Source organism: Coriobacteriia bacterium (genome assembly GCA_018368455.1).
Lineage (GTDB): Bacteria > Actinomycetota > Coriobacteriia > Coriobacteriales > UMGS124 > JAGZEG01.
Map to the genome: position 1 here is coordinate 1 of JAGZEG010000011.1, position 24,904 is coordinate 24,904.

Sequence of the window (24,904 nt, forward strand, 5' to 3'; positions counted from 1 at the left end):
GCCGGCTGGTCCCAGGTGCGCAACCAGCTCCTGTGCGACGAGGGCATAAGGCGCAGGGTGGAGAGGTACATGTGAGAGGACTTACACAGAGTTCTTGACGGTCCCTTCTCGGTTTCAACTACAAAGCGGCGATTGGCGAGCCTCTCACGGAGGTGTGCGCTAATAAAATAAAAAAGCTCGGCGATGGGAACGATAGGCAACAAAACGGAAGAAAGCAACGCTGAATATAGGCTCTGTCACCGACTTTATGAGAGGTGACGGGAAGAGTTATCGCCTCGTTTCTACCCTATGTCACCCCTATCCGAATAGCTCATCGTGCGATCCGGTTCTCCGGAAGACGGCGAGTCCTTTTTTCACGCCAGATAACAAGCCAATCGCCGGCGTTCGCGATGTGACACTCACGACTGCCCGGCCAGTTTTCCTTGAGGTCATGCATATTGTGCCTGCGACGTAGCTCTTCAAGGGAATCTGGTGTGTTTTGCAATACCAAATCAACCAGCGCCTTAAGCGGAGCTAAATCAACGTATTTTTAGCCGCTTAGAGTCCCTTTGAAACTGAGGGGTGAATTGCGCTTCCAGCACGCGTTACACCCCCCCATAGCCTCAAACATGTCGTTGGCCGAGGCGTAGCCAGGTCGGCCCTCGTAACCCTTCGCTTTTGCTTCCCCCGGGTTTATCAGAAACTGAGGCCAGAAAGGGGAGACCAATATACTCGCTGTTGCCTGCCGACTGAGCCGACGAGGACAAGTAACGTCGCCTCCCGCCCCTAAAACGTCACGTTGCCGAACTCCGAGAGCCTGAGCTCCTTGTTATGCTCCACGGCCCAATCCACGTTCCACGGGCTCGTGAACAGTAGGAGCTTGCCGCCGCGCATGTCCTCGACGCGGCAGGTGTCGCGCGTCAGGCTCAGACACGGGATGTCGATCTCGTCCGGGGCGTTCTGGATCCAGCGGATCTCCGTGTACGGCAGACCCTGCCGCCGCACCTTCACGTGGTACTCGCTCTCCAGGCGTTGCTCGAGCACCTCGAGCTGCAGCACGCCTACCACGCCCACGATGACGCTTTCCATGCCGGTGCCCAGCTCGCGGAAGATCTGCACGGCGCCCTCCTGGGCCAGCTCCTGCATGCCCTTCACGAACTGCTTGCGCTTGAGCGTGTCCACCTGCTCGATGCGGGCGAAGTGCTCGGGCGCGAACGTGGGGATCTCCGGGTACTCCACGCGCAGCTTCCCGCCGCATACCGTGTCGCCGATGGAGAAGATGCCCGGGTCGAACAGGCCCACGACATCGCCCGCAAAAGCCTCGTCCACCGTGGCGCGGTCGTCGGCCATGAGCGCGGTGCCCGTTGCCAGCTTGAGCCTGCGCCCTCCCTGCATGTGCCAAGCGTCCATGCCGCGCTCGAAGCGCCCTGAGCAGATGCGCACGAAGGCGATGCGGTCACGGTGGTTCTTGTCCATGTTGGCCTGGATCTTGAACACGAAGCCCGAGAAATCCTCCGTGGACGGGTCCACCTGCTCGCCCGTCAGGTGGTCCGTGTAGGCCAGCGGCGAGGGGGCCAGGCGCAGGAACTCTTTCAGGAACGGCTCCACGCCGAAGTTCGTGAGCGCGCTGCCGAAGAACACGGGCGAGAGCTTGCCGCAGCGCACGGCGGCCAGATCAAGCTCATCGCCGGCACCGTCGAGCAGCTCGATGTCGTCCGAGAGACCCTGGTGGTTCTCGACGCCGATGAGCTCGTCCATCTTGGGGTCGCCGAGCTCCACCTCGATCTCGGCGACCTTCTTCGTGGCGTTGGCGTTGCCGGCGCCCTCGAAGGCGAGCACGTGCCGCGTTTGGCGGTCGAACACGCCGCGGAAGTTGCGGCCGCTTCCGATGGGCCAGTTCATGGGGTAGGTGCCGATGCCCAGGACGGTCTCGATCTCCTCCATGAGGTCGAACGGGTCGCGAGAGTCGTGGTCGAGCTTGTTCACGAACGTGAAGATGGGGATGTGGCGCAGCGTGCAGACCTTGAAGAGCTTCTTCGTCTGCGCCTCGACGCCTTTGGCTGCGTCGATGACCATGACGGCGGCGTCGGCTGCCATGAGCGTGCGGTACGTATCCTCCGAGAAGTCCTGGTGGCCGGGGGTGTCCAGGATGTTGATGCACGCGCCCTCGTAGTTGAGCTGCAGCACGGACGACGTGACGGAGATGCCGCGCTCCTTCTCGATGTCCATCCAGTCGGACACAGCGTGCTTGGATGAGCTCTTGCCCTTGACGGAGCCGGCCGTCTGGATGCTGCCCGTGTACAGCAGGAGCTTCTCGGTAAGCGTCGTCTTGCCCGCGTCGGGGTGCGAGATGATGGCGAACGTGCGTCGGGAGGCAATTTGGTCTGACAAGCGTGACATGCGAGGCCCTTCTGGCATCACGGACAAAACTTATGCATTGTAGCCGGAAGCGCGAGGGGCCGAGGGCAGCCCAGAGCGTACTCGCACATCGGACATACCAGCGGAGGATGCGCCGTTGCCGAACGACACGAGCAGCGATAGAGAAATGCTATCATGTATGTGCATTAGAGTATGTTCATACATACACTTTGGAGACAGGAGTGGGCATGGCTACCTCAACGTTGACCATTCGTGTTGATGACGACCTGAAGCGCGAAGCTGCCGAGGTGGCGGATTATTACGGTCTTGACCTTTCGTCCGTTACGCGCGCGTTCTACAAGCAGATGGTAAATACTCGCCGCATTCCCCTGACGTTTGCGCCGGAAGAGCCCAATGAAGAGAGTCTTGAGGCCATTCGCGAAGGCGAGGCTTTCCTTGCCTCTGGCAGGGAGGGACACTTTGCGAATGGTGCCGATCTCGTTGCAGCGGCGATGGCGTAATGGGGAGGCTCACGGCTGATTTTTCGACTAGTTTCTCTCGAGATCTCAAAAAGAACGCGCGCCGTCGTAGCTGGAATCTGGCTGACCTGCAAAAGTTAATCGACTTGGTGTTGGAGAACACACCTGAGGCTATAGAAACGCTCAAACGTCGGCATAACATGCATCGTTTGTCTGGCAGCTGGAAGGGACGAAACGAGTGCCATGTCGCTAATTCCGGAGACTGGCTGGTTATCTGGTCGAGCAATGACCGGGTGGCCTTCTTCGAGCGAACTGGTAGCCATGATGAGCTATTTAAATAGTCGTTCGTGTCGTATATATGTGCCCTCTTGCTGCCTGGTGCAGCCCGGGTAGTAAGCAAAAAAGAGGCTCCGCGGCCTGCGAGCATTCTTCGCTTGCGGGTCGCGGAGCCATTTGCCTGGAATCGCCTCTGGAACTTCCTAGATATCCAGGTCCGGAATCTCCTCGGCAGCGTTGCCACCAGCAGCGTTGATGCCGGCGATGCGGCCGAATGTCACGCAACGGCCGTGGCCGATGCCGGGCACGTACGTCGGGTAGTCGCCGGCGCCAAAGAACTCGCCGGCCGTCGAGCCGCAGACGTACAGGCCCTCGATAGGCTGGTCCTCGGCGTCGAGCACGTGGCAGTCGAGGTCGGTGCGCAGGCCGCCGCACATCGTCAGCAGGTCGGCCTCGAGCTTGCCGGCGTAGAACGGCGGCTCGACGACCTTGCACATGACCTCGGGGCGCTTGCCGAAGTCCAGGTCCTTGCCCAGGTCGCACAGCTCGTTATAGCGCTCGACCGCCGCCACGAAGTTCTCGGCGGGCACACCCATCTTCTCGGCGAGCTCCTCGAGCGTGTCGGCCGTGTACGTTTTGCCGTCGGCGATTTCGCCCTCGAGCACGATCTTCTGCGCCTCGAGGTTGTACTCGCCGCCGACGGGCTGCGTCAACTGACCCCACTGCAGGCCTCCGCCCAAGCCGGCGTCCATCTGCTTCTTGACGTTCTCCAGACCGTGCGCGTCGTAGATCGTGAACGCCTCCTTATGCGTCTGCAGGGCCTTCGTCACGCTCTTGGACTGCGTGTTGACGTCCTCGTTCTTGAAGCGCTTGCCCTCCCAATTGACGTGTAGGAAACCATAGCTCGCGGCGCCGAAGTCCAGGTGCATGACCGCAGCGTGCGGTTCGGACTTCTGCATGGCGCCACCGACCCAGATGGCCTGCTTGTGCATGTCGCCCGTGTCGCAGTTCGGTGGCATGTACCAGCGCGCGTCCATGGCGTAGGCCGTCATGGGCGAGTAGTACTTGAACATCTCGTCGTCGGCCGCGTAGTCACCGGCGGCGATGACGACGGACTTGGCGTTGATCTGGGCGTAGCTGCCGTCCTCGTTGGAGACGATTGCGCCGGTCACGGGGCCGTCTCCGTCGCGCAGCAGACGCTCGCACTTCGTCGACCAGCGGATCTCTCCGCCCTTCTGCGCCACGATGTCGTAGAGTACCGGCATGAGGGCCGCGTTGCCGTAGACGTCACCGACGCCAGCGCCCTGGTAGAACGTGAAGTTGATGGTCTCCTCGTACTTGTCGGCCTGGTAGAAGATGTGCGTCACTGGGTACTCGGTGTAGTCCGGGCCCTTGTAGTAGCCGTCCCACAGCAGGGCTTCCATGCCGTTGGCCACGGCCAGGTCGTACAGCCAGTCGAAGCACGCGCCACTCTTGCGGGCGAACTCCCACAGCAGTGGCTCCTTGACGCGACCTTGCGCCCAGTTGATCCAGCGACGCACGACGTGATTGTAGTCGGGCTCCTCGAGCAGACCCTCCTCGACGAGCTTCTGCTGCACCTTCGTGTGGAAGCCGGCGATGTGCACACCGCGGCCGATGGGGGAGGAGCCGTTCGTCTTGTCGATTGTGACGACCTTGGCACCCTCCTCGAGCGCGGCCATCGTGGCGCACGCACCTGCGAGGCCAGCGCCGATGACGAGGACGTCGCACTCCTCCGTCGCACTGATCTTGTCAGCGGGGATGGGCTCGGGCGCAATCTCCCACGGGTGCAGGCCCGCTGCGTCGGGGCCGGCGGCCATGCCGTTGGGGCCGACGGGCATGGAAGTCGCGGCGTCGGCCGCCTTTGCGTCGGCGGCTGCCGAGCTCTCGGTAGCCAGGGCCGTGGATGCCATACCAGCGACAGCTGCTGCGCCGATGAGGCCTGCTCCACTGGCCTCGACGAACGTGCGGCGAGAGATCGAAGTGCTCATGTGCGTTCCTCCTTGTGTCGGTTGTGCTCGGCGGGTGGCACCCAATCTGTGAGCCGGTGCCCGGTCTTGCGATCGCTGGCCTCACTATGACGGTGGGCCGGCACGCTGCGCACCCCGTCGGTCGGGGGAGGGTGTGGGGATTGATATGCCCCTCCCCCTGCCCGGGGGAGGATAATGTGCGGCGTTGGTGAGACGATGCCAAGCCGCTTTGCAAGCGAAATCGAACCGGGTGAGTAGACGAGATGACACCAGCCACGCGAACAATGGACTATTGGCGTGCCCCGGACATTGCGGGATTTGCCGCGCATTGGACATGGATCTGGTGCGTCTTTTGGAGCTCGCTGTTCTATGGGATGTCGTCGACGCCGGGTGCCCTCGGAGCGGAGAGAGCGTTCGGTCCCGTCGTGAGCTCCGTCGGGGCCGGCATCCCGTCTGCCATTGCCACGCTTGAGCCGCTGTGGGCTGTCTCACTCAGCGCCAATGTCGTGGCCATTGCGGCCCTGCTTTTGCTTGCGCATCGGCGCAACCCCTTGGGCAGATTGTCGTGGCTTCCGTGGTCGGCGGCGGGTCTGACGTGCGTGGGGACGCTGCTCATCAGCCAAGTAGTTCTCGAGGCGGCATCCGGGGTTGCCCCGGCGCTCTACCTTGCGGGATCGGTGCTTACGGGCATCGGCAGCGGCGCAATCGTCGTGCTGTGGGGCGAGCTGCTCGCCAGCATTGGCTCACGCGAAACCGTGCGCTACAGCGTGATGGCCCTCTTGCTGGCGGCCCTTGCCTACGTGTTCATCACGCTGCTGCCTGTCGACGTGGCGCAGCTCGTCGTTGCGGCGCTACCCGTGCTGGGCGTCCTGTGCTACCGTCACGCACGCAGGGGAATGCCCCCATTGCCGCGCAGCCTGTGTGACGTACGTGTCAAAGCACGACCCCCGCTGCGCATGATGCTCATCGCTCTGTTCTTCGGGGCGTCGTTTGGCGTGATGAAGGGCCTGATGGCGCCGCTTGAGCCAGAACAGATCGTGCTGCGCGACGCACTGAACATCGTTGGAATCGTCGTGGGCGTGCTGGCCCTCCACGTGACAACGAACGTGTTCAAGATGGACTTCAGCCAGCTCACCTACCAGGTGGCACTGCCTCTCATGGCGGCGGGGTTTCTGTTCCTTCCGTTGCAGGGGGTGCCCGGCGTCATCGGCACGGCCGTGCATCAGTGCGGATACCAGTACTTCTACATCGTCTTGTGGGCAACGTGGCCCATCCTCGCACAGCGCGGGGGCGTCCCTGCGGGGCGCATCGTGGCGTGGGGGATGCTCTCCATCCAGTTCGGGCAACTCGTGGGGTCTCTGGCGGCATCGGTGCTCGCGCAGGTTGTTGAAGAGCAGTCGGGGCTCGCCATGTTCTCGGCGCTGTCCGTGTTCACGATGCTACTCGTGGCCATCTTCGTGTTTGCGAACCGATCGCCCGAGACGGGGTGGGAACGCGTGCGCCCTGGCGAGGCTGAGCGCACGATGACGGAGCTCGACGACGCGGCGACGTCGCTGGCCCGGCGCTTCCGCCTGTCGCCGCGCGAGGTCGAGGTACTCTTCCTCCTGGCAAAGGGTCGAAACCGGTCATATATCGCTCACGAGCTCGCTATCGGAGATGAGACGGTCAAAAGCCATGTCAAGAGCCTCTACCGCAAGATGGGTCTGCACTCCCAGCAAGAGCTCATCGACCTCGTGGAGGCTGAGGTCGGGTTCGGCCGCGTCGGAATCGGAGGTGATGCCCTGTGACGGAGGGACGGGGCCCGACAGGGACACGTTCAAGCACAGCATCGGCGACCTCGTGCGGGGCATCGGCCTTTCTCGCACGAGTCTCAGGTACCACGAGTCCATCAACCTCATTAGCCCCGAGCGCGACGAACTATCGAATTACCGCGCGTATGATGATGACGACTATCTGACGATGATCGCGTACACGGCCATGAGGAACATCGGCTATGAGGCTGGCGACCTGCGCGACGCCATACGGGAAGGAGACAACCCGTTCTCTGCCGACCGGCTTTTGGAGTATCAGACAAAGATCGAGCGAGACATCATTTACAAGCATGCCCTTTTGACGGCTTTGCGACGCGACCGGGAGCACCGACGGGCTGTGGACGACATCGTCAACGAGCGCGTGGGCACGAGCTCGCGGGGCATCGGCGGCGACATCACGGTGAAGGTCACGCTTGACGGCGAGAGGATTGCCGCCGTTGAGATCCTGAAGGCAAACGAGACGCCCGAGATCGGCGGGGTGGCGCTCGACAAGATGGTCGCGGCGGTGACCGAGACGGGGCCGACGGATGTGGATCTCGTCGCCGGTGCCACGGTAACCTGCAGCGTGTTCCTCGAGGCCATCCAGAATGCGCTCTCGGCATAGAAGCGGTATTGTTCTACGTATGAGGTACGACTAATTACGGGGTTGGCCTGCGGCGCAAAGCTGCGGGCCAACCCCGGCCTGCGTTTGGGTGCCGCACCGCTGCGGTATATACTGGTGGACAGCACTTGGCTCGGTTGGACGGAGGCCGTCATGATGTGGGAATATGTGTCCTTTCCTGACGAGACGACAGTCGCATATTCTGACCTGTGCCCCGACGGGACAGTGCGTGTTGCTGTCGAGCGCCCCATCGACATGGGATTTGACTCGGCACAATGCACGCTGCCTGCATATGTATGGTCGGATGTCGAGGGATTTTCCCCTGAAGAGGTGGCGCGTCTCGATACCTTTTTACGAGATAACGCCCCTCTTATCTTCGACCTTGCAGAGCGGCGAGCCGGGGAAAAGGTTGTAGCCTGATGCCGAAGATCCTGGCGTTTGGACAGTACGTCTTGTTCTTCTGGGTTGCTGAGAATGGCGAGCCGGTGCATGTGTATGTGGCTGTGCGGCGCGCGACTGTTAATGCCACGAAGTTCTGGTTGACCTCCGGAGGAGGCTGTCTGCTTGCAAATAACAACAGCGGCATCCCCGAGAAAGATTTGCGTGACATCGAAAAGCTCGTGAAGTTCAACCACAGGTATATTTGCTCGTGCTGGGTTGAGCAGTTTGGCGAGGATAGCTTGACGTTTTACGAATGAGGTCGCGTCGATCCCGACTGTGTCTCGATCGTTTCGAGAGCCTTGGCGCCTATTCGGACTTGCCGGGACCGCTTTGCCGAGGGGGTTCGTATGCACACGCGCTGTCACACGCTTCCCGACCCGCCGTACCTGTCGCAGTGGGGCGACATCGCTTGCAACGTCGCCGTCATCGAGCGGGGCGAGGACCCCATCCCGCTGCACGACTGGCGCGCCGACGGCTACCTCAGCGGCGAGGCGTACCGGCTGTGGTCGCGCAACACGTGCGGACTCACGTGCCTGCAGATGATCCTCGCGGCCGACCCGGCCCGCTGGCCCGACGTGCCGTGCAAGGCGGCCATGCTTGCGCAGGCCGTCAGCTGGGGCGTGCTTACGCCGCACGACGACGGCACCATCGGCGGCCTGTACTACGCGCCGTTCGTCCGTTGGGTCGCCCACGACTTCGGGCTCGAGGCCATCTCCCGTCCCGATCTGCTGCCCGAGGAGCTGGCCGAGCTTGTGGCCTCGGGGGAGTGGTACGCGATGGCGTCCGTCTCCTACGAGATTCGCCTGCCCGACCAGGAGCCCACGCACACGGGCGGCCACCTCGTGCTCGTCCATCGCACCGAGCCGGGGGAGGGCGATACGGGCCCGCAGCTCGTCTTTCACAACTCGTCCGGCCTGCCGGGCTCGGCTGAGAACGCCCGCGTCCCCCTCGAGCGCTTCGCCCGCTTCTACGCCGGACGCGGGATCCTCGTGCGCCGATCGCCTGCATCCCAGAACTATCCTCAGTAGAGCAGCGGGTTCTCCTCGAGGCAGAGGCGCGCGAGCTCGTCGGGGTCGCTGACGACGATCTGCTTTCGCGTGCGCTCGGCGATGCCGCGCCGCTTGAGCGCAGCCAGCAGACGGCTGCACGTCGTCACGTGGATCATCAGCAGGTCGGAGATCTCCTGCACCGTCATGTCACAGTCGATGTGATACGTCCCGTCCGCGTCGGGCTCGGCCGTGTCCACGAGCTTTTTGAGCCACACGAGGATGCGCCTGCTCGTCGACTGGGCGTCGACGTTGTCCAGGCGGTGCCCCAGCTGCCCGTACGTGAGGTGCGTGAGCGTAATGAGGTCCTCAAACGCGCGCGGATCGCTGGCCACGAGGTCGCGCACCTGCCGAAACGTCCAGCTCACGACGATGGAGTTTTCCGTCGCGCAGAACTGCAGCCGCGTGGCGCCCTGGGACGCGATGCCAGCAAACTCGAACTGGAACGCGTTGCCCGCCCCGCGCTCGTACAGACGCATGTGCGTGCCGTCCGTGCGCAGGAACAGGGCGTCGATGTGGCCCGACACGACATAGCAGAGATAGGGATCGTCTTCGTGGCGGCAAACTGTTCCGAATACCTCGCCCTTGAACAGCTTGAGCTGGGTGCCCGTGTCGAGGTGCTCGGCGAACGTCAGTGGTTGAAACGAGCTCGACGGGATGAGTACCGAACTCGCCGCCACGCTGAACGTCGCGTCCCCCGAGGGCCGCCCCTCGTCCTTCTGTCCCACTGTGCAACCCCTCCCCCTGCCGCGTGTCCGGCACCTGAAAACAGGCGCGCGGTACACCGCCGCTTATACCCCGCCACCTGCGGGATTCCTCTGAATCGCACGATGTTTCCCCACGGTCAAGGGTAGCGATGGCTCCGGCCGAGCGCAACATCGGCGCGTTGGTGCCGGCGTTGCCGATAGAAACATCCATGGTGCCGACAGTCACACGAAACGAGCCGCCACGGATGCCTAAATAGCCGGGAATCCGTCGAGGTCAAGGCTCCTGCCTGCGCTTTTGAAGGCGCCTTCACAAAACCATAGCGCACGCTATGAACGAGGGATCGCAAGGGCCACGCCCATGGTCTGACGCTCACGTCTACACCCTCTGAGCTGGCATTTCTATTATGTCTGTCGAGAGGGTGCGCCGCCGGGGCCATCGGGTTCGATGCCTGCGGGAGGGATCGGAAGGCCTGTCGTGGGGGAGTCGCGGGACGCACGCGGGGAGAAAAGAGGGGAAGGAACAGCCATGGCCCACTATGGGATGGTTATCGACATGCGACGCTGCGCCGGTTGCTACGCGTGCGTTGTCGCCTGCCAGCAGTGGAACAACCTGCGGCCGAACACGCCGGCCTGGAACGCGGTCGAGCGTCGCGAGTGGACGGACGCCGACGGCACGCCTCACCGCGGCTATCTGCCGCACGCCTGCATGCACTGCACGGACGCGCCTTGCGAGGCCGCGTGCCCGACGGGCGCCACGTTTACCCGCGAGGACGGCATCGTCATGGTCAACGGCGAGGCCTGCATCTCGTGCGGCGCTTGCGTCACGGCGTGCCCTTACGAGGCGCGCGTGATGGCCACGAACGAGGGCTGGTGGTTCGACGTCGAGAACCCCGCCCCCTATGAGGAGCAGGGTGCCCGCACGACGGCCGCCGTCGAGAAGTGCATCATGTGCGCCAGCCGCGTCGACGAGGGCCTCGAGCCCGCGTGCGTCGTGAACTGCCCTGGTGGCGCCCGCATCTTCGGTGACCTCGAGGACCCGGAGAGCCCCGCGAGCGTCGCGCTGGCCGAGGCCGGCGACGCCGCTTACAACGTGCCGGGCAGCTCGTACTACTACATCGGCTTCGAGGGGATGCCGGCCGAGTTCCTGCCGACGCCGTTCGAGAGCATGGCCTACAAGCCGGCCGGCACCGCCACGGACGGCGCCGCATCTGCCGCGGCCGACGCGGCTCGCTAGGACGAGGGGAGCATATACGATGACTGATTCGCTGAACATCGCCGTCGAGGCCGCGCTGCCCGCGTCCATCTCGCGTCGTTCGTTCGTCAAGGCCGGTATCGCCGGCGCCATCGGCGTCACCGCCGTCAAGGGCGGCTGGGAGTTCCTGTGGCCGGCTGAGGCCTTCGCTGACGAGAACAGCCCCACCGAGGAGCGCTTCTCGTACTGCGACATGTGCAACCACACGCCGAAGTGCGGCATCAAGGCCTTCGTTCGCGAGAACAAGATCGTCCGCATCGAGTCGCGCCAGGACGGCTACCCCAACGACCCGCTGTGCGCCAAGGGCATGGCCTCCATTCAGGAGATCTACGACCCGCACCGCCTGCTCTACCCGATGAAGCGCACGAACCCTGTCAAGGGCATCGACGAGGATCCGGGCTGGGAGCAGATCAGCTGGGAGGAGGCGTACGAGACGATCGCCTCCAAGATGCAACAGTGCAAGGAGGAGTCCGGCGCCGAGTCCGTGTTCCTGTACTGCGGCGACCCCAAGGAGCCGCGTGGCGCCGTCAACCGCCTCGCCAACCTGTTCGGCACGCCGACGTACGGCAACGAGAGCTCGACGTGCGCCTACGCCACGATCATCGCCGGCCAGCTGGCCTACGGCATCGGCGGTATGGGCACGAACCCCTCGGCCGACTCGAAGAGCTGCCTCATCTGGTCGCTGAACCCGGCCTGGTCGCTGCCGAACCGCTTCGGCAAGCTGCTGAAGCTCAAGAAGAACGGCACGAAGTTCGTCATCGTCGACCCGCGCATCACGCCGACGGTCGAGTCCCTGGCCGACGTGCACCTGCAGCCGCGCCCGGGCACGGACGGCGCTCTGGCGCTGGGCATCGCGAACTGCATGATTGAGAACGGCTGGTATGACCAGGAGTTCTGCGAGACGTGGGGCAACGGCTGGGAAGAGTTCAAGGCCTACGTCGCCGAGTTCACGCTCGAGCGCACCGAGGAGATCACCTGGGTGCCGGCCGACAAGATCAAGGCTGCGGCCGAGATCTGGGGCACGAACAAGCCCGGCGCGCCCATCTTCAGCGCGAGCCCGGTCGTGCACCACACGAACGGTGGCTATAACCAGATGGCCATCTGCCTGCTCGTCGCCATGCAGGGCGGCCTCGACATGGCCGGCGGTCTGACCGTGGGCGGCGGCCTGCCGTTTGACCTGTTCGCCTCCACGACGCAGTTCAACCGCGAGGACCTGTACGAGGAGATCAAGGACAAGCGCTACGACCTGCAGGACTTCCCCGTCTGGACCAAGTACGTCAAGCAGATGCAGACGAACCGCTGGCCCGAGTACGCCGCTGAGGGCAAGATCCGCATGATGATGATGTGGGGCGGCAACGCGATGATGTGGCCGCAGTCCACGATGTACCAGGAGGCTATCGGCTCGCTCGAGTTCGCGGCGGCTGCCGACTACTTCTACCGCCCCTGGACGCACAACTTCTGCGACATCATCCTACCCGCTGCCATGTGCATGGAGCGTATGGCGCCCCTCGCGGTGTTCGGTCGCAAGATCTTCCTGCGCGAGCCCGTCGTCGCCCCGCAGGGCGAGGCGCGCGAGGACTGGCAGATCGCCATGGAGCTCGGCTGCAAGCTGGGCTTCGAGGAGGAGTGCTTCGGTGGCAGCGTCGAGGCTGCGCTCGAGGAGGTTCTCGCGACGGCCGGCGTGGGCGTGACGATGGCCGATCTGCGCGAGCATCCCGAGGGCGTCGCCGTGCCCCCGACGGGCGATCCGCAGTACAAGAAGTACGAGACCGGCGGCATTCGCAAGGACGGCGAGCCGGGCTTCAACACGCCGTCGGGCAAGATCGAGTTCGTGTCCGAGGTGCTGCGCGAGGCGGGCTTCGACGGTCTGCCGCTGTGGAACGAGCCGGCGTACAGCCCCGTGTCGACGCCCGACGTCGCCGAGAAGTACCCACTCATCCTCAACACGGGCTCGCGCGTGCCGATGTACACGCACTCCAAGCAGCGCGACTGCCCCTGGCTCAACCAGTTCATGCCCGACCCGATCGTGCGCCTGCACCCGACGGACGCCGAGTCCCGTGGCCTGGTCGACGGCGACTGGGTGCGCGTCTTCAACGACTTCGGCGAGATCGAGATGCGCGTCGAGGTGACGAACCTCGTGCTGCCTGGCTGCGTCGACATGTTCCACGGCTGGTCGAACGCCAACGTGAACCTGCTCGTGTCGCGCGACTTTGACCCGGTCACCGGCTACCCGCCCTTCAAGGAGGGCCTGTGCCAGGTCGAAAAGATCGAGCACGCTGAGTAGCGGCGCGTAGAGGAGCCCCCTCTTGAGAGCCCGTCCCCGGAATTATTTCGGGGACGGGCTCCCTGCGTTTCAAGGGCCCGCTCGGGGGCGTACACTCAATGCCATATGCCATGGTGCCAGAGGAGAAGGGTAGCGCTGACAATGCAGATCGGATTTGACTGCCAGAAGTACCTCGACTTGCAGGCCGGCCACATCCGGGAGCGCATCGACTCGTTCGGCGGCAAGCTCTACCTCGAGTTCGGCGGCAAGCTGTTCGACGACCACCACGCGTCGCGCGTGCTGCCCGGCTTTCTGCCCGACGCCAAGATCCGCATGCTCAAGAGCCTGGCGGACGACGTGGAGATCATCATCGCCGTCAGCGCCGCCGACATCGAGTCGGGCCGCATGCGCAGCGACATCGGCATCACCTACGACGAGGATGTTCTGCGCCTCATGGACGTGTTCAAGGGGATGGGCTTCCTCGTGAGTGGCGTCGTCGTGACGCGCTACGCCGGCCAGCCCGCTGCCGACGCGTTCCGCAACCGCCTGTCGGAGATGGGCGTGCGCTCGTATCGCCACTACCCGATCGCCGGCTATCCCACCGACATTGACCACATCGTGAGCGACGAGGGCTTCGGTGCCAACGACTACGTCGAGACGACGCGCCCGCTCGTCGTCGTGACGGCGCCCGGCCCCGGCTCGGGCAAGATGGCGACGTGCCTGTCGCAGCTCTACCACGAGCACAAGCGCGGCATCGCGGCCGGCTATGCGAAGTACGAGACGTTCCCGGTGTGGAACCTGCCGCTCAAACATCCCGTGAACATCGCGTACGAGGCGGCTACCGTCGACTTGGACGACTCGAACATCATCGACCCGTTCCACCTGGAGGCCTACGACAAGGTCGCCGTGAACTACAACCGCGACGTCGAGACGTTCCCCGTGCTCAAGGCCATGCTCGAGCGCATCGACGGCACGAGCCCCTACCAGTCGCCGACGGACATGGGCGTCAACATGGCGGGCCTGGCTATCAGCGACGACGCCGTCGTGCGCCGCGCGGCCCAGATGGAGATCGTGCGCCGCTACTTCCAGACGGCCGTCGAGGTCAAGCGTACGGGCGTGGGTAAGGAGCGCATCCGCAGGCTCGAGCTGCTCATGAACCAGGCGGGCGTGACGACCGACTTCTGTCCGGCGCGCCAGGCAGCGCTTACGAAGGAGGAGGCGACGGGCCTGCCGGCGGGCGCTCTCGTGCTGCCGGACGGCGAGGTCGTGTGCGGACGGACGTCGTCAAGGCTGGGTGCGGCGTCGTCGCTGCTGCTCAACGCCCTCAAGAAGGTGGCGGGCATCCCCGAGAAGACGTACATCATCTCCGACGAGGCGCTCGACCCGATCTGCCACCTCAAGACGTCCCACCTGCATAACAAGAACCCGCGCCTGCACTCCGACGAGATGCTTATCGCACTGTCCATCAGCTCGGCGACCGAGCCGCTGGCTGACCGCGCTATCGAGGCCGCCGAGAAGCTGCGGGGCTGCGACGCGTTCTTCTCCGTCATCATCTCTGCGGCCGACGAGAAGCTCTACCGAACGCTCGGCATCAACGTCTGCTGCGAGCCGAAGTACGAGCGCCTGACGTACTACCACAAGTAGGCCAGCGCGTTCGGTGTCTGAACAGCCTGCGCCGCCGGTGTACGGGTACTGCCTGCGTGCCGGCGGCGCGGCTCATTTACGCCTCCACGGCTGCTTTCGGCCTGCCCGGTGCCGGGGTAGACGCCAGCCGTTCCTCAACGCTCTCGCAGGCAACCATGCGGGTTGCTCCGACTTTCCACGACGCAAGCTGGCCTGAGGCGCACATTCGCGCAACGCGGGCGGTTGATACGCCGAGCTTCCGTGCCGCTTCGGCGGCCGTCATTGAGGGGGCATCGGAAAGCTTCACCGGTACTGCCACCGCGATCACCGTTCCGCCTTCGCGGGGGGAGTGGCCGACGGTCCCGCCGGGTAGTGTCTTTCCGTGCAAGAGGGCGTCCAAGGCCATGAGGTGCAGCCATTCCGCGGCCATGGCCAACGCTTCCTGAGCTGTGTCCCCCTCGGTGCCCCCATCCATATCAAGGGGCAGTGCGAGGTAGCCCCCCTCATTCGGTATAATTTCGAATTCTCTTACGAACATCATGTCGATTCTCCTTTTGATGCTACAGGCACCTTGTGGCGGTGGGCTATCTGAGCCCTGCTTGCTTTCTGATTACGTCGGCCAGTCTGTCTTTGATTTCGCGATGCCTGGGGACGGCGACGGTGACATCGCCTAGTCGGTACTTGTCGTGGTTTGCGGTCGAGCCACTCCTTACTTGCTCAAATCCGGCTTTCTCAAGTTCGGCTATAAGGACACGCCGCTTGGTCATCGCCGCCTCCTTCTGATAAAATATTAGCATTACTAACTATTTATGCCAAGGAAAACGTTGACGAATCAATGCTCTCGCAGGGGGGCCTGACACGTCTCTGACAGAGATCTGACCCTCATTAGAAGGGAGTCGCCCCTGCTCCGATTTCGCGTGCCCGGGTGTTGGCGGTGGTATCTCTCTGGGTATATGTCAACAGGGTGCGGGGGACTGTGGATTTTTCTATCGAAAGGGGTCTTTTGTGGCGTTCACTGTCTACAACTTCGAGAACAACGACGATGTCAAGGTCGTTGCCCAGGCCGGCCAGTTCCGAGTTATTCAGTGGGACCGCGACCTGTCTGTGACGCCCGAGAGTGCCATGTCGGCATACTTTGCCGCGCAGATGGATGTGCGCCGTCGCCAGCTCGTCGCCGATCTCGACGGCCGCTGCGGCGTCACGCTGCAGGCGGGCGCCATGCAGTGGACGGTCGGCAACGTGAAGGCCACGACGGGCGTCAAGGGCGTCGGCGACTTCGTGGGCAAGATGTTCAAGGGTGCCGTCAGCCAGGACTCCATGATCAAGCCGGAGTACACCGGCGTCGGCAAGCTCGTGTGCGAGCCGACGTGGCGCTTCATTCTGCTCGTGGATACGACGAAGTGGGGCGGGTCTATCGTATTGAACGACGGTTTGTTCCTGGCGTGCGACGGCACGCTCAAGCACGAGCTGCAGCGCCGGACGAACCTCTCCTCCGCCGTGGCGGGCAACGAGGGCCTGTTCAACCTGCGCATTGACGGCACAGGCATCGTGGCGCTCGAGTCGCCCTGCCCCGAGCAGGAGATCGTCTACGTCGACCTCGACAACGATGAGCTTAAGGTTGACGGAAACTACGCGCTGGCCTGGACGTCGGGCCTCAGCTTCACGGTCGAGCGCTCTGGCAAGTCGCTGCTCGGCTCTGCGGTAAGCGGCGAGGGCCTCGTGAACGTCTATCGCGGCACCGGGCGCGTCATGCTCGCTCCGATGCAGGCTGCCACTTCGTACAACACGTTCGCTCCCCAGCCGACCGACCATCACTAGGCTGTAGCGGCTTTCTACAATTTGCACTGTTTTGCATCGCTCCCCATGACGCCGAGATGGTGCTGTGGGGAGCTTTTCTTTTGCCGGGGTCGGTGCGGGCTAGAGCGGCGGGCTCGCCCGCTTGACTCTGCTATACGACGAGAGTAGTATACAAGCTGCCGTCGTACTACAAGAGTCTTATGCAGGTTATAAATGGTGCGTCTTGATAACGGCGTATCTTTATGCTGCCGATTGATCGGGACGAGCGTGTGAGGCGGGAAGCCATGGATGTGAAGTTGTTTGATTCGGAACTCAAGGTCATGGATGTCCTGTGGCGGGAGGGTGACATGACCGCAAAGCGCATCTCGGAGATTTTGAAGGCCGAGGTGGGCTGGAACGTCAACACGACGCGCACGCTTATCAAGCGTTGCATCGAAAAAGGCGCCATCGAGCGCTCGGAGCCCCACTTCATGTGCCATGCGCTCATCGGCAAGGAGGAGGTGCAGCAGGCGGAGACGACCGAGCTCATCAACCGGGTGTTTGACGGCTCGACCAGTGGGCTGTTTGCCGCGCTGCTGGGCCGAACGAAGCTGCCTCCCGAGGAAATCGACCGGCTCAAGCGCATCGTGGACGAGCTTGAGTAGGCGTGTGGGGGGACTACTAGCCCCGCTATCGGTTTGAGCGGGGCGCTCAGGGGATTGAGGGGAGTAAGCCGTGGGGACGATGAGCCTTCTGGGCATGGGGCTGACGGGGGCGGTGATGGCGGCCGCCGTCATCGTGACGCGTGCCGCCTGGCTCAACCGCCTTCCCAAGGCCACGTTCGTCGTGCTCTGGCTTCTCGTGGCCGTACGGCTGCTCGTGCCGTTTTCGGTCCCTGTTCCCTGGAACGCCTATGCCGTGGTCGACTTGGTATCGCCAGGCATGGGCGAGCGAATCGGAGCCGCTCTTGCCCCGACGCCTTGCATTGAGTCTGTCTCTGCGGTGCAAGGTGTCTCCGGCGGTTCCGATACGAATGCCTTTGCTCCCGATGGGCCGGCCCGTGGTACGACGGCATTGAACCATGGGTCTGCGACGTTGAACGTTGGCGTGGCGGCGATGAACGGCGACATGCTGGCTTTGGACGATGGCACGACGGCATTGAACGAAGAGGCTGGCAAGCAGGCCGGCGATGAACCTGCGTTGAACGGTGGTCCAACGGCGCCTGAGGGCGACCCTGATGTTTTGAACAACGGCGGCACCACATTGAATATCAGCGGAGCGGCGCCGGGCGGTACGACAACAAGTTTGAACTACGACATGGCGACTTTGGACGGCGTGGGGTCTCATTCGGACATCGATGACGCCGGCGTTCAGGGCGCGTCAGATGGCGCGGCGCGTGGATGGTTGGTTCGCATGACGGGCCTACCTGCGTGGGTGTCGGTCGTGTGGGTGGCTGGCTCCCTGGCCTGCGCGGGGTGCCTCGCGGGTTGCTATGTGCGGAGCCGTCGGCGCTTTGCGGCTTCGCTGCCTGTCGAGGACGAGGCGCCGCTCTCTGCGTTGCGCGCAGAGACGTCCGGGATGCGTAGACCCGTGCGCTTGCGGTGCTCTGATCGCGTCGACACGCCGCTGACCTACGGCGTATTTCGGCCGGTTGTGCTCCTGCCCAAGGGAATGGGCGCCTGCGCGGAGACGCGGTTCGTCTTGGCGCACGAGGTCGCGCACATCCGTCGGCTCGATCTCGTCAAGAAGTACGTCCTGGCGGCGGCCCTGTGCCTGCATTGGTTCAACCCGCTCGTGTGGGCGATGTGGTTACTCGCTAATCGCGACATTGAACTTGCGTGCGACGAGGCGGTTGTACGGCGGATCGGGCATGACGCGCGGTCGAGCTACGCGCGCACGCTCATTGGTATGGAAGAGACGCGGGGTTCATTTGCCCCGCTGTACAGCGCCTTCAATACGGGGGCGCTCGAGGAGAGGATTGTGGCGATCATGAAGGTAAAGAAGCTTTCCGCAGCGGCGGTGCTCGCGTCGTCGCTGCTCGTCGCGGGTGTCCCAGCTGCTCTTGCTACGACGTATTCCGTGAGCACGGACAATGGCCCCGTGCTCATCTCGCCGCGCGTGTCCGATGGGATGTCGGAGCCGGAGGTGACCTGGTCCGAGGACGTCCGGGAGTCCGACGCGTTCCCTCGCTACTCGGCAAGCACGAGCGAAGACGGGGATGCGACCCTGCGCCTCGACCACGACGGCGAGTCGTCCTCGGCGCTGCTCCCGCACTATGCCGACAGCGTTTCGGCGTCGGCTGGGGCGGACGGAATCTCCCTGGCCTCGCCGGACGAAGGCTCCTATGCGAGCGAAGCGGCGCTTGCCGGGCAGGCTGACGAGCTGACCGAGCAGCTGCTCACGAGCTACGAGGCGTTCGGCCTGTCCTGGGGCTATGGCCGCAACGCGTCGTATTACGACGACTCCCCGTGGGAGCTCCTCATGGAGTACGAGGGCAAGGACGTCTGCTCCGTCTACGACGAGCTTCACGACGTCTGGATCGCCGCGAGCCTCGGCACGACACTGCGCGCGAACGGCGGCATCGACCTGATGGCGACCTACGGCGCGGATGGCAAGCTTACGGGCCTCGTCGAATGCGACGTCACCCTTCCTGGGGACTCGCTTGCCGGCGATGACGGCGAGATTGCGCATGTCAGCGGCCCCGGGGCCGTCATGTTCGCCTCCAGCGTTAGTGGCGACGGGGAGGTTTTCGCGGACAGCGTGGCGGCGGCATCTAGCGCGGACGAGCAAGCGGATGCCGTGGCATCCAGCGTCGCCGGCGGCAAGGCCGCAGACACGGCCGATCCTTCCGTCGTGTCGAGCGAAGCCGCTTCCGGGACGGACGTTCTCGCGCTCGATGCTGATGGCGCCTCTGGAGCTGACGCTCTTGTCTTCTCGACTGACAGCGCGAGCGGCACGGATCCCGCCGATGCGTCGGGCAGCTCTCTTGTTCTGTCTGGCGAGGCGACGGGCGCTGTTGCGAGCGAGACGACCTCGGGCGTCGCTCGCGGCCTGGCGCCTTCGGTGAGTGCCGATGCGGCGAGTGCCTTCGTGCGGTACGTTGATTCGAGCGAGGAGGGCACGGCCGACTCGCGTGACGTGCTTGCCTGGTACGAGCAGTTCGAGCCGTTCGGTCTCACCTACGACGCCAGGAGTGGGACGCTGACCTATCACGATGGCGACGCGCGTATTCCCGTGCATCAGTTCGTCGACGAGGAGGGCTCCAGCCTCTCCCTGTTCGAAGACGCACGCGTCCGCGATGGCATCAACCTACGCACCGTGCGCGATACCAACGGCAAGCTGACCGGTCTCGAGGAGTTCGCTGGCGAGTACGAGATCGGCTAGCAGAGCCGGCCTCGGGTCGAGAAGCCGCGTCACATCTTTCGGAAGCCTCTCCCTCGTCCCCGCAGCGCGCACCAGCGCTGTGGGGACGTTGCTATGTAGCCGCCTCTAACCTGGAGTCTCGCTGGTGACGACTGTCGTGACGCTGTCGGCACTCTTGTGTGGGGATGCCATGGGGTATGCTGCACGTATCCGTTCCATGAGACACTCAGGTACAGTAGGAGTCAATTAGCGATATTGATTCCTGTTAAGAGGTACCGTGTGCCAGCCAAAAGGCCGGGCGCGCGGGAGGGGAGAGGTATGAGTAAACTCAGGGTGGTCCCCCGGGTTACCACCGACACGAAGATAGGTGGCGTGCTCGACGAGTTCGTGCGACGCGTCTCCACGACGCCGACGGGCATGTGCCCTGTGGCGCTACAGCTCTCGATGGTGCAGGCCAGCGCCGCCCAGACGTGTGGCAAGTGCATTCCGTGCCGCGACGGCCTGCCGCAGCTCGCCAAGCTGCTCGAGAGGATCGTCGCCTGCGAGGCCGACGCCACGGATGCCACGCTCGAGCAGGTGCGCTCGCTCGCTACGTGGATTCGCGACGCCTCGGACTGTGCCATCGGCTACGAGGCCGGCCGCGCGTTCCTCGAGGGGCTCGACACGTTTGCCGACGAGTATGCCAGCCACGTGCAGGCGCACCACTGCCGCGAGGACGTTGCCCAGCAGGTTCCGTGCGAGGCCATGTGCCCCGCTCACGTCAACGCGCCCGGCTACATCGCCCTGGTGCGCGAGGGCGACTACGCCGGCGCCGTCAACATGGTGCGCAAGGACAACCCCTTCCCCACGGCGTGTGCCCTCGTGTGCGAGCACCCCTGCGAGACGCGCTGCCGTCGTCGTCTCATCGACGCGCCCATCAACATCCGCGGCATCAAGAAGTTCGCCGTCGACCAGACGCCGGCTGACAAGGTGGCCACGCCGCCACGCCTGCCCGACACCGGGCGCCGCATCGCCGTCGTGGGAGCGGGCTGCGCGGGCCTGACGTGCGCCTACTTCCTCGCGCTCATGGGCCATCGCGTCGACGTGTTCGAGGCCCAGGACCAGCTCGGTGGCATGCTGCGCTACGGCATCCCCGCCTACCGTTTTCCGCGCGAGCGCCTCGACGAGGACGTCAACGGCATCCTGTCCGTCGGCAACATCGAGGTGCACACGGGTGTCACCGTCGACGCCGCCAAGATGGCCGAGATCGCGCGCGATTACGATGCGGCGTTCGTCGCTATCGGCGCACACACTGGCAAGCCGCTGCGCCTCGAGGGCGTCGACGCGGAGGGCGTCGTGCCGGCCGTCGAGATGCTGCGCGAGATCGGCTACGACCGCTATCCCGACTTCACCGGCAAGAAGGTTGCCATCATCGGCGGCGGCAACGTCGCCATGGACTGCTGCCGCACGGCCGTGCGCGCCGGTGCCGACGAGGTGACGTGCATCTACCGCCGTCGCCTCGAGGACATGACGGCCCTGCCCGAGGAGGTCGAGGCCGCCATCGCCGAGGGCGTCGAGATGATGACGCTCGCTGCCCCGGCAGCCATCGAGAAGGACGCCGACGGCCACTGCGCCGCCGTTATCGTGCAGCCGCAGATGATCGGCCCCGTCAAGCGCGGACGTCCTGCACCGCTGGACGCCAGCAAGCCTCAGCAGCGCGTCGAGGCCGACGTCGTGCTCATCGCCGTGGGCCAGGACGTCGTGAGCGGCCCGTTCGAGGAGTTTGGCATGCAGGCCGACCGCGGCCTGTTCCGCGCCGACGCCGAGCTGCACGCGCCGGGCTTCGAGAACGTCTTCGTGGGCGGCGACTGTCAGAGCGGGCCGGGCAGCGCCATCATGGCCATTGGGGCTGGCAAGGTCGCCGCGCGCAACATCGACGAGTACCTGGGCTACCACCACAAGCTCAACTGCGGCGTCACCGTTCCCGAGCCGCGCCCCAATGACCCGACGCCCACGGGCCGCGTCAACGTCGCCGAGCGCCCCGTGCGTGAGCGCAAGCATGACTTCGCGGCCGTCGAGTGCGAGATGACCCCGGAGGAGGCGGCCCAGGAGTGCGGCCGCTGCCTGCGCTGCGACCACTACGGCTGCGGCGTGCTCGTGGGAGGGAGGACCCAGTATGTCTAACAGCAAGCCCGTCTACGCTGCGCCGGCACCCAACCACGTGCCGGCGGAGGCGCCCCTGGTGCACCTGACGATCGACGGCACGCCGGTAGAGGTGTGCGAGGGCACGACGATCCTGCAGGCCGCACGGTCGGTGCCCATCCCCATCCCCACGCTGTGCTACCTCAAGAACGCCAACGCTATCGGCTCATGCCGCGTGTGCGTCGTCGAGGTCGAGGGGCGTACCCAGCTCGCCGCCGCCTGCAACACGCCGGTGTTCGAGGGCATGGTCGTGCGCACGAACACTGAGCGCGTCCAGGCCGCCCGCCGCATGGCGCTTGACCTCATCGTCTCCAACCTGGGTGCCGACCCGTCGAGCCTGCCGGCCGGAGAGCTGAGCGCCGTCTGCCAGATCGTCGGGCTCGACAAGACGTCGTTCCAGGTCGAGCGCTCGTTCAAGCCGCTCGTCGAGGACAACCCGTTCCTGTCGTACAACCCCAACATGTGCATCGCGTGCCAGCGCTGCGTCGCTGCGTGCAACAACCTGGCACATAACCACTCGCTGCACACCGGCAAGCGCGGCACCCGCACGACGATCGAGGCTCCGTTCGGTCCCGACTGGAAGACCACGGAGTGCGAGAGTTGCGGCAACTGCGCGCAGGCCTGCCCGACGGGGGCCCTTGTCGAGAAGCGCGTCCGCACGTACATGTGGGCGCCCGAGCCGACGCGCACCGTGCGCACGACGTGCCCGCACTGCGCCGTGGGCTGCCAGATTGACCTCGTCGTCCAGGGTGACAAGGTCGTCGATGCCCGCGGTGCCGACGGTGCGTCCAACAAGACGATGCTGTGCGTCAAGGGCCGCTCGGCGAGCTTCGACTTCCTGAGCGCTACCGACCGCCTGCGCACGCCGCTGCTGCGCAACAAGCAGACCGGCGAGCTGGAGCCGTGCAGCTGGGACGAGGCCATGGACGCCGTCGTCGCCGGCCTGTCGCGCGTCAAGGAGACGTACGGCGCCGACGCTCTCGCCGGCTTTGCGTGCTCGCGCTCGACAAACGAGGACGTCTACCTGTTCCAGAAGATGGTGAGGTGCGCATTCGAGACGAACAACGTCGACAACTGCGCACGTGTTTGACACAGCCCGACAGTCGCCGGTCTGGCGACCCTCTTTGGCTCGGGCGCGATGACGAACGCCATCGACGACATCACGCAGGATTCCGACGTCATCATGCTCGTCGGCACGAACCCCGAGTCCGCGCACCCCGTGCTCGGCATGCAGATCCGCAAAGGCGTCGAGGCAGGCACGAAGCTCATCGTCGTCGACCCGCGCGACATCGCGCTGACCTCGCGTGCCGACGTGCACCTCAAGCTGCGGCCGGGCACGAACGTCGCCTTCGCCAACGGCGTCGTGCACATCCTCATCGAGCGTGGCCTCGTTGACCGCGAGTTCGTGGAGGCGCGCACGGACGCACAGGGCTTCGAGCGGCTCGTCGCGCTCACGGCGGACTACACACCCGAGCGCGTCGCGGAGATCTGCCACATCGACAAGGACGACCTCATCCACGCCGCCCTGCTCTACGGGCAGGCCAAGCGCGCGCCGATTCTGTACTGCCTCGGCGTGACGGAGCACTCCACCGGCACCGATGGCGTCATGTCGCTGGCGAACATGGCGCTTGTCACCGGCAAGCTCGGCCGTCCCGGCTGTGGCGTCAACCCGGTGCGTGGCCAGAACAACGTGCAGGGCGCCTGTGACATGGGCGCCTCGCCGATGGACTTCACGGCGTACCAAAAGGTCGAGAACCCCGAGGCGCGCGCGAAGTTCGAGGCCGCGTGGGGTGTGGGCCTGCCGTCGCACGAGGGGCTCAAGGCTACCGAGGCGTTCCCGGCCATGATCGACGGGCGTATCAAGGGCCTGTTCATCTTTGGCGAGGACCCGATGCGCACCGACCCCGACACGCACCACGTGCAGCGGGCGCTCGAGTCGCTTGACTTCCTTGTCGTGGACGACCTGTTCCTCACGGAGACGGCCAAGTTCGCCGACGTCGTGCTGCCGGGCCGGGCGTTTGCGGAGAAGGAGGGCACGTTCACGAACACGGAGCGCCGCGTGCAGCGCGTGCGCAAGGCTGTGGACGGTCCTGAGGGGACGCGTCTGGACACGGACATCTTCACGGAGCTCATGAACCGCATGGGCTACGAGCAGCCCGTGCTGACGGGCGCGCAGCTCATGGACGAGATCGCGTCGCTGACGCCGAGCTACGGTGGTATGTCGCACGCCCGCCTCGACGACTGGGGCAACGAGGGACGCGGCCTGCAGTGGCCGTGCACGGGCCCCGAGCATCCCGGCACGCCGATCCTGCACGTGGGGAAGTTCACGCGCGGCGAGGCGCTCTACATGCCGGCGCCGTATCGCCCGTCGGCCGAGCTGCCCGACGAGGAGTACCCGCTCATGCTGACGACGGGTCGCGTGCTGAGCCAGTACAACGCCTGCGCGATGACGGGCCGCACGGCGGGAATCGACCAGATCGAGGGAAGCTCGTTCATCGAGATCAACACGGCGGATGCCGAGCGCCTGGGCGTGGCCGATGGCGATCGCGTGCGCGTCCGCTCGCGCCGCGGCGCCATCGAGAGCACGGCGCGCGTGTCAGGCAAGACGTCACCGGGCGAGACGTGGATGCCGCTGCACTTCCAGGACGGCAACTGCAACTGGCTGACGAACGCGGCGCTCGACCCGGTGGCGAAGGTCCCCGAGTACAAGGTCTGCGCCGTCGCCGTCGAGAAGGCGTAGGCAGGGCGGCGGTTCCATAG

At 64.7% G+C, this 24,904-nt stretch carries 19 protein-coding genes and 1 pseudogene; 14 read left to right on the forward strand and 6 right to left on the reverse strand.

Going from position 1 to position 24,904, the window contains the following annotated elements:
* Window positions 1-297: 297 nt before the first annotated feature.
* Both KHZ24_08000 and KHZ24_08005 read right to left on the reverse strand, forming a co-directional pair.
* Window positions 298-499, reverse strand: a pseudogene (locus tag KHZ24_08000) (type II toxin-antitoxin system mRNA interferase toxin, RelE/StbE family).
* Between the two features lie 266 nt (window positions 500-765).
* Entirely contained in the window at window positions 766-2,379 is a 1,614-nt protein-coding gene (locus KHZ24_08005; protein MBS5451134.1) for a peptide chain release factor 3, read from the reverse strand.
* Window positions 2,380-2,585: 206 nt separating this feature from the next.
* On the opposite strand from KHZ24_08005, the gene KHZ24_08010 reads away from it, so the two are divergent.
* Window positions 2,586-2,858, forward strand: coding sequence for a type II toxin-antitoxin system RelB/DinJ family antitoxin (locus tag KHZ24_08010; protein MBS5451135.1), 273 nt, complete (start codon window positions 2,586-2,588; stop codon window positions 2,856-2,858).
* On the forward strand, window positions 2,858-3,157 hold the full coding sequence (locus KHZ24_08015) for a type II toxin-antitoxin system YafQ family toxin (protein ID MBS5451136.1): 300 nt from the start codon (window positions 2,858-2,860) through the stop codon (window positions 3,155-3,157). The genes KHZ24_08010 and KHZ24_08015 overlap by 1 nt, the downstream gene beginning before the upstream one ends.
* Before the next feature lie 138 nt (window positions 3,158-3,295).
* Here the strand turns inward: KHZ24_08015 and KHZ24_08020 are convergent, their stop codons facing one another.
* Window positions 3,296-5,101 carry an FAD-binding protein gene (locus tag KHZ24_08020; protein MBS5451137.1) on the reverse strand — a complete coding sequence of 602 codons (1,806 nt, stop codon included), beginning with the start codon at window positions 5,099-5,101 and terminating at the stop codon, window positions 3,296-3,298.
* A 242-nt stretch (window positions 5,102-5,343) separates the two neighbouring features.
* Between KHZ24_08020 and KHZ24_08025 the strand changes: the two genes are divergently transcribed.
* The 4 genes from KHZ24_08025 to KHZ24_08040 all read left to right on the forward strand — a co-directional run bounded on the left by KHZ24_08025 (window position 5,344) and on the right by KHZ24_08040 (window position 8,961).
* Window positions 5,344-6,867 carry a LuxR family transcriptional regulator gene (locus KHZ24_08025; GenBank protein ID MBS5451138.1) on the forward strand — a complete coding sequence of 508 codons (1,524 nt, stop codon included), beginning with the start codon at window positions 5,344-5,346 and terminating at the stop codon, window positions 6,865-6,867.
* On the forward strand, window positions 6,857-7,495 hold the full coding sequence (locus KHZ24_08030) for an FMN-binding protein (GenBank protein ID MBS5451139.1): 639 nt from the start codon (window positions 6,857-6,859) through the stop codon (window positions 7,493-7,495). Before KHZ24_08025 ends, KHZ24_08030 begins: the two co-directional genes overlap by 11 nt.
* Window positions 7,496-7,911: 416 nt before the next feature.
* Entirely contained in the window at window positions 7,912-8,190 is a 279-nt protein-coding gene (locus KHZ24_08035) for a DUF4160 domain-containing protein (protein MBS5451140.1), read from the forward strand.
* Window positions 8,191-8,280: 90 nt separating this feature from the next.
* On the forward strand, window positions 8,281-8,961 hold the full coding sequence (locus KHZ24_08040) for a hypothetical protein (protein MBS5451141.1): 681 nt from the start codon (window positions 8,281-8,283) through the stop codon (window positions 8,959-8,961).
* On the opposite strand, the gene KHZ24_08045 is transcribed toward KHZ24_08040, so the two are convergent.
* The gene (locus KHZ24_08045) at window positions 8,955-9,707 is read right to left on the reverse strand and encodes a Crp/Fnr family transcriptional regulator (GenBank protein MBS5451142.1); all 753 of its coding nucleotides are present in this window, start codon (window positions 9,705-9,707) and stop codon (window positions 8,955-8,957) included. The genes KHZ24_08040 and KHZ24_08045 overlap by 7 nt on opposite strands.
* A 505-nt stretch (window positions 9,708-10,212) precedes the next feature.
* On the opposite strand from KHZ24_08045, the gene KHZ24_08050 reads away from it, so the two are divergent.
* The 3 genes from KHZ24_08050 (at window position 10,213) to KHZ24_08060 (ending at window position 14,845) form a co-directional block, all read left to right on the forward strand.
* Complete coding sequence (locus tag KHZ24_08050) at window positions 10,213-10,920, forward strand: 4Fe-4S dicluster domain-containing protein (protein MBS5451143.1); 708 nt, start codon at window positions 10,213-10,215, stop codon at window positions 10,918-10,920.
* Between the two features lie 19 nt (window positions 10,921-10,939).
* Window positions 10,940-13,222 carry a molybdopterin-dependent oxidoreductase gene (locus tag KHZ24_08055; GenBank protein MBS5451144.1) on the forward strand — a complete coding sequence of 761 codons (2,283 nt, stop codon included), beginning with the start codon at window positions 10,940-10,942 and terminating at the stop codon, window positions 13,220-13,222.
* Window positions 13,223-13,363: 141 nt separating this feature from the next.
* Window positions 13,364-14,845, forward strand: coding sequence for a DUF1846 domain-containing protein (locus KHZ24_08060; protein ID MBS5451145.1), 1,482 nt, complete (start codon window positions 13,364-13,366; stop codon window positions 14,843-14,845).
* A gap of 76 nt (window positions 14,846-14,921) precedes the next feature.
* Here the strand turns inward: KHZ24_08060 and KHZ24_08065 are convergent, their stop codons facing one another.
* Together KHZ24_08065 and KHZ24_08070 are read right to left on the reverse strand one after the other, a co-directional pair.
* Window positions 14,922-15,365 carry a helix-turn-helix domain-containing protein gene (locus KHZ24_08065; protein MBS5451146.1) on the reverse strand — a complete coding sequence of 148 codons (444 nt, stop codon included), beginning with the start codon at window positions 15,363-15,365 and terminating at the stop codon, window positions 14,922-14,924.
* 43 nt (window positions 15,366-15,408) lie between these two features.
* Entirely contained in the window at window positions 15,409-15,591 is a 183-nt protein-coding gene (locus tag KHZ24_08070) for a type II toxin-antitoxin system HicA family toxin (protein MBS5451147.1), read from the reverse strand.
* A gap of 238 nt (window positions 15,592-15,829) precedes the next feature.
* Between KHZ24_08070 and KHZ24_08075 the strand changes: the two genes are divergently transcribed.
* From KHZ24_08075 to fdhF, 5 genes are all read left to right on the forward strand, one after another.
* Window positions 15,830-16,642 (forward strand): AIM24 family protein, encoded by an 813-nt coding sequence (locus tag KHZ24_08075; GenBank protein ID MBS5451148.1) that lies wholly within the window; start codon window positions 15,830-15,832, stop codon window positions 16,640-16,642.
* A gap of 263 nt (window positions 16,643-16,905) precedes the next feature.
* On the forward strand, window positions 16,906-17,265 hold the full coding sequence (locus KHZ24_08080) for a BlaI/MecI/CopY family transcriptional regulator (GenBank protein ID MBS5451149.1): 360 nt from the start codon (window positions 16,906-16,908) through the stop codon (window positions 17,263-17,265).
* A gap of 70 nt (window positions 17,266-17,335) precedes the next feature.
* Complete coding sequence (locus tag KHZ24_08085) at window positions 17,336-19,984, forward strand: M56 family metallopeptidase (protein ID MBS5451150.1); 2,649 nt, start codon at window positions 17,336-17,338, stop codon at window positions 19,982-19,984.
* Window positions 19,985-20,281: 297 nt separating this feature from the next.
* A complete protein-coding gene (locus KHZ24_08090; protein ID MBS5451151.1) occupies window positions 20,282-22,126 on the forward strand; it encodes an FAD-dependent oxidoreductase in 1,845 nt (614 codons plus the stop codon).
* Window positions 22,127-22,181: 55 nt separating this feature from the next.
* A complete protein-coding gene (fdhF, locus tag KHZ24_08095) occupies window positions 22,182-24,884 on the forward strand; it encodes a formate dehydrogenase subunit alpha (GenBank protein MBS5451152.1) in 2,703 nt (900 codons plus the stop codon).
* Window positions 24,885-24,904 lie beyond the last annotated feature (20 nt).

Bases quoted from the DNA above. Each gene is read 5' to 3' on its own strand.
- KHZ24_08005 (MBS5451134.1), bottom strand. From the start codon at position 2,379: ATGTCACGCTTGTCAGACCAAATTGCCTCCCGACGCACGTTCGCCATC.
- KHZ24_08010 (MBS5451135.1), top strand. From the start codon at position 2,586: ATGGCTACCTCAACGTTGACCATTCGTGTTGATGACGACCTGAAGCGC.
- KHZ24_08015 (MBS5451136.1), top strand. From the start codon at position 2,858: ATGGGGAGGCTCACGGCTGATTTTTCGACTAGTTTCTCTCGAGATCTC.
- KHZ24_08020 (MBS5451137.1), bottom strand. From the start codon at position 5,101: ATGAGCACTTCGATCTCTCGCCGCACGTTCGTCGAGGCCAGTGGAGCA.
- KHZ24_08025 (MBS5451138.1), top strand. From the start codon at position 5,344: ATGACACCAGCCACGCGAACAATGGACTATTGGCGTGCCCCGGACATT.
- KHZ24_08030 (MBS5451139.1), top strand. From the start codon at position 6,857: ATGCCCTGTGACGGAGGGACGGGGCCCGACAGGGACACGTTCAAGCAC.
- KHZ24_08035 (MBS5451140.1), top strand. From the start codon at position 7,912: ATGCCGAAGATCCTGGCGTTTGGACAGTACGTCTTGTTCTTCTGGGTT.
- KHZ24_08040 (MBS5451141.1), top strand. From the start codon at position 8,281: ATGCACACGCGCTGTCACACGCTTCCCGACCCGCCGTACCTGTCGCAG.
- KHZ24_08050 (MBS5451143.1), top strand. From the start codon at position 10,213: ATGGCCCACTATGGGATGGTTATCGACATGCGACGCTGCGCCGGTTGC.
- KHZ24_08055 (MBS5451144.1), top strand. From the start codon at position 10,940: ATGACTGATTCGCTGAACATCGCCGTCGAGGCCGCGCTGCCCGCGTCC.
- KHZ24_08060 (MBS5451145.1), top strand. From the start codon at position 13,364: ATGCAGATCGGATTTGACTGCCAGAAGTACCTCGACTTGCAGGCCGGC.
- KHZ24_08065 (MBS5451146.1), bottom strand. From the start codon at position 15,365: ATGATGTTCGTAAGAGAATTCGAAATTATACCGAATGAGGGGGGCTAC.
- KHZ24_08070 (MBS5451147.1), bottom strand. From the start codon at position 15,591: ATGACCAAGCGGCGTGTCCTTATAGCCGAACTTGAGAAAGCCGGATTT.
- KHZ24_08080 (MBS5451149.1), top strand. From the start codon at position 16,906: ATGGATGTGAAGTTGTTTGATTCGGAACTCAAGGTCATGGATGTCCTG.
- KHZ24_08090 (MBS5451151.1), top strand. From the start codon at position 20,282: ATGAGTAAACTCAGGGTGGTCCCCCGGGTTACCACCGACACGAAGATA.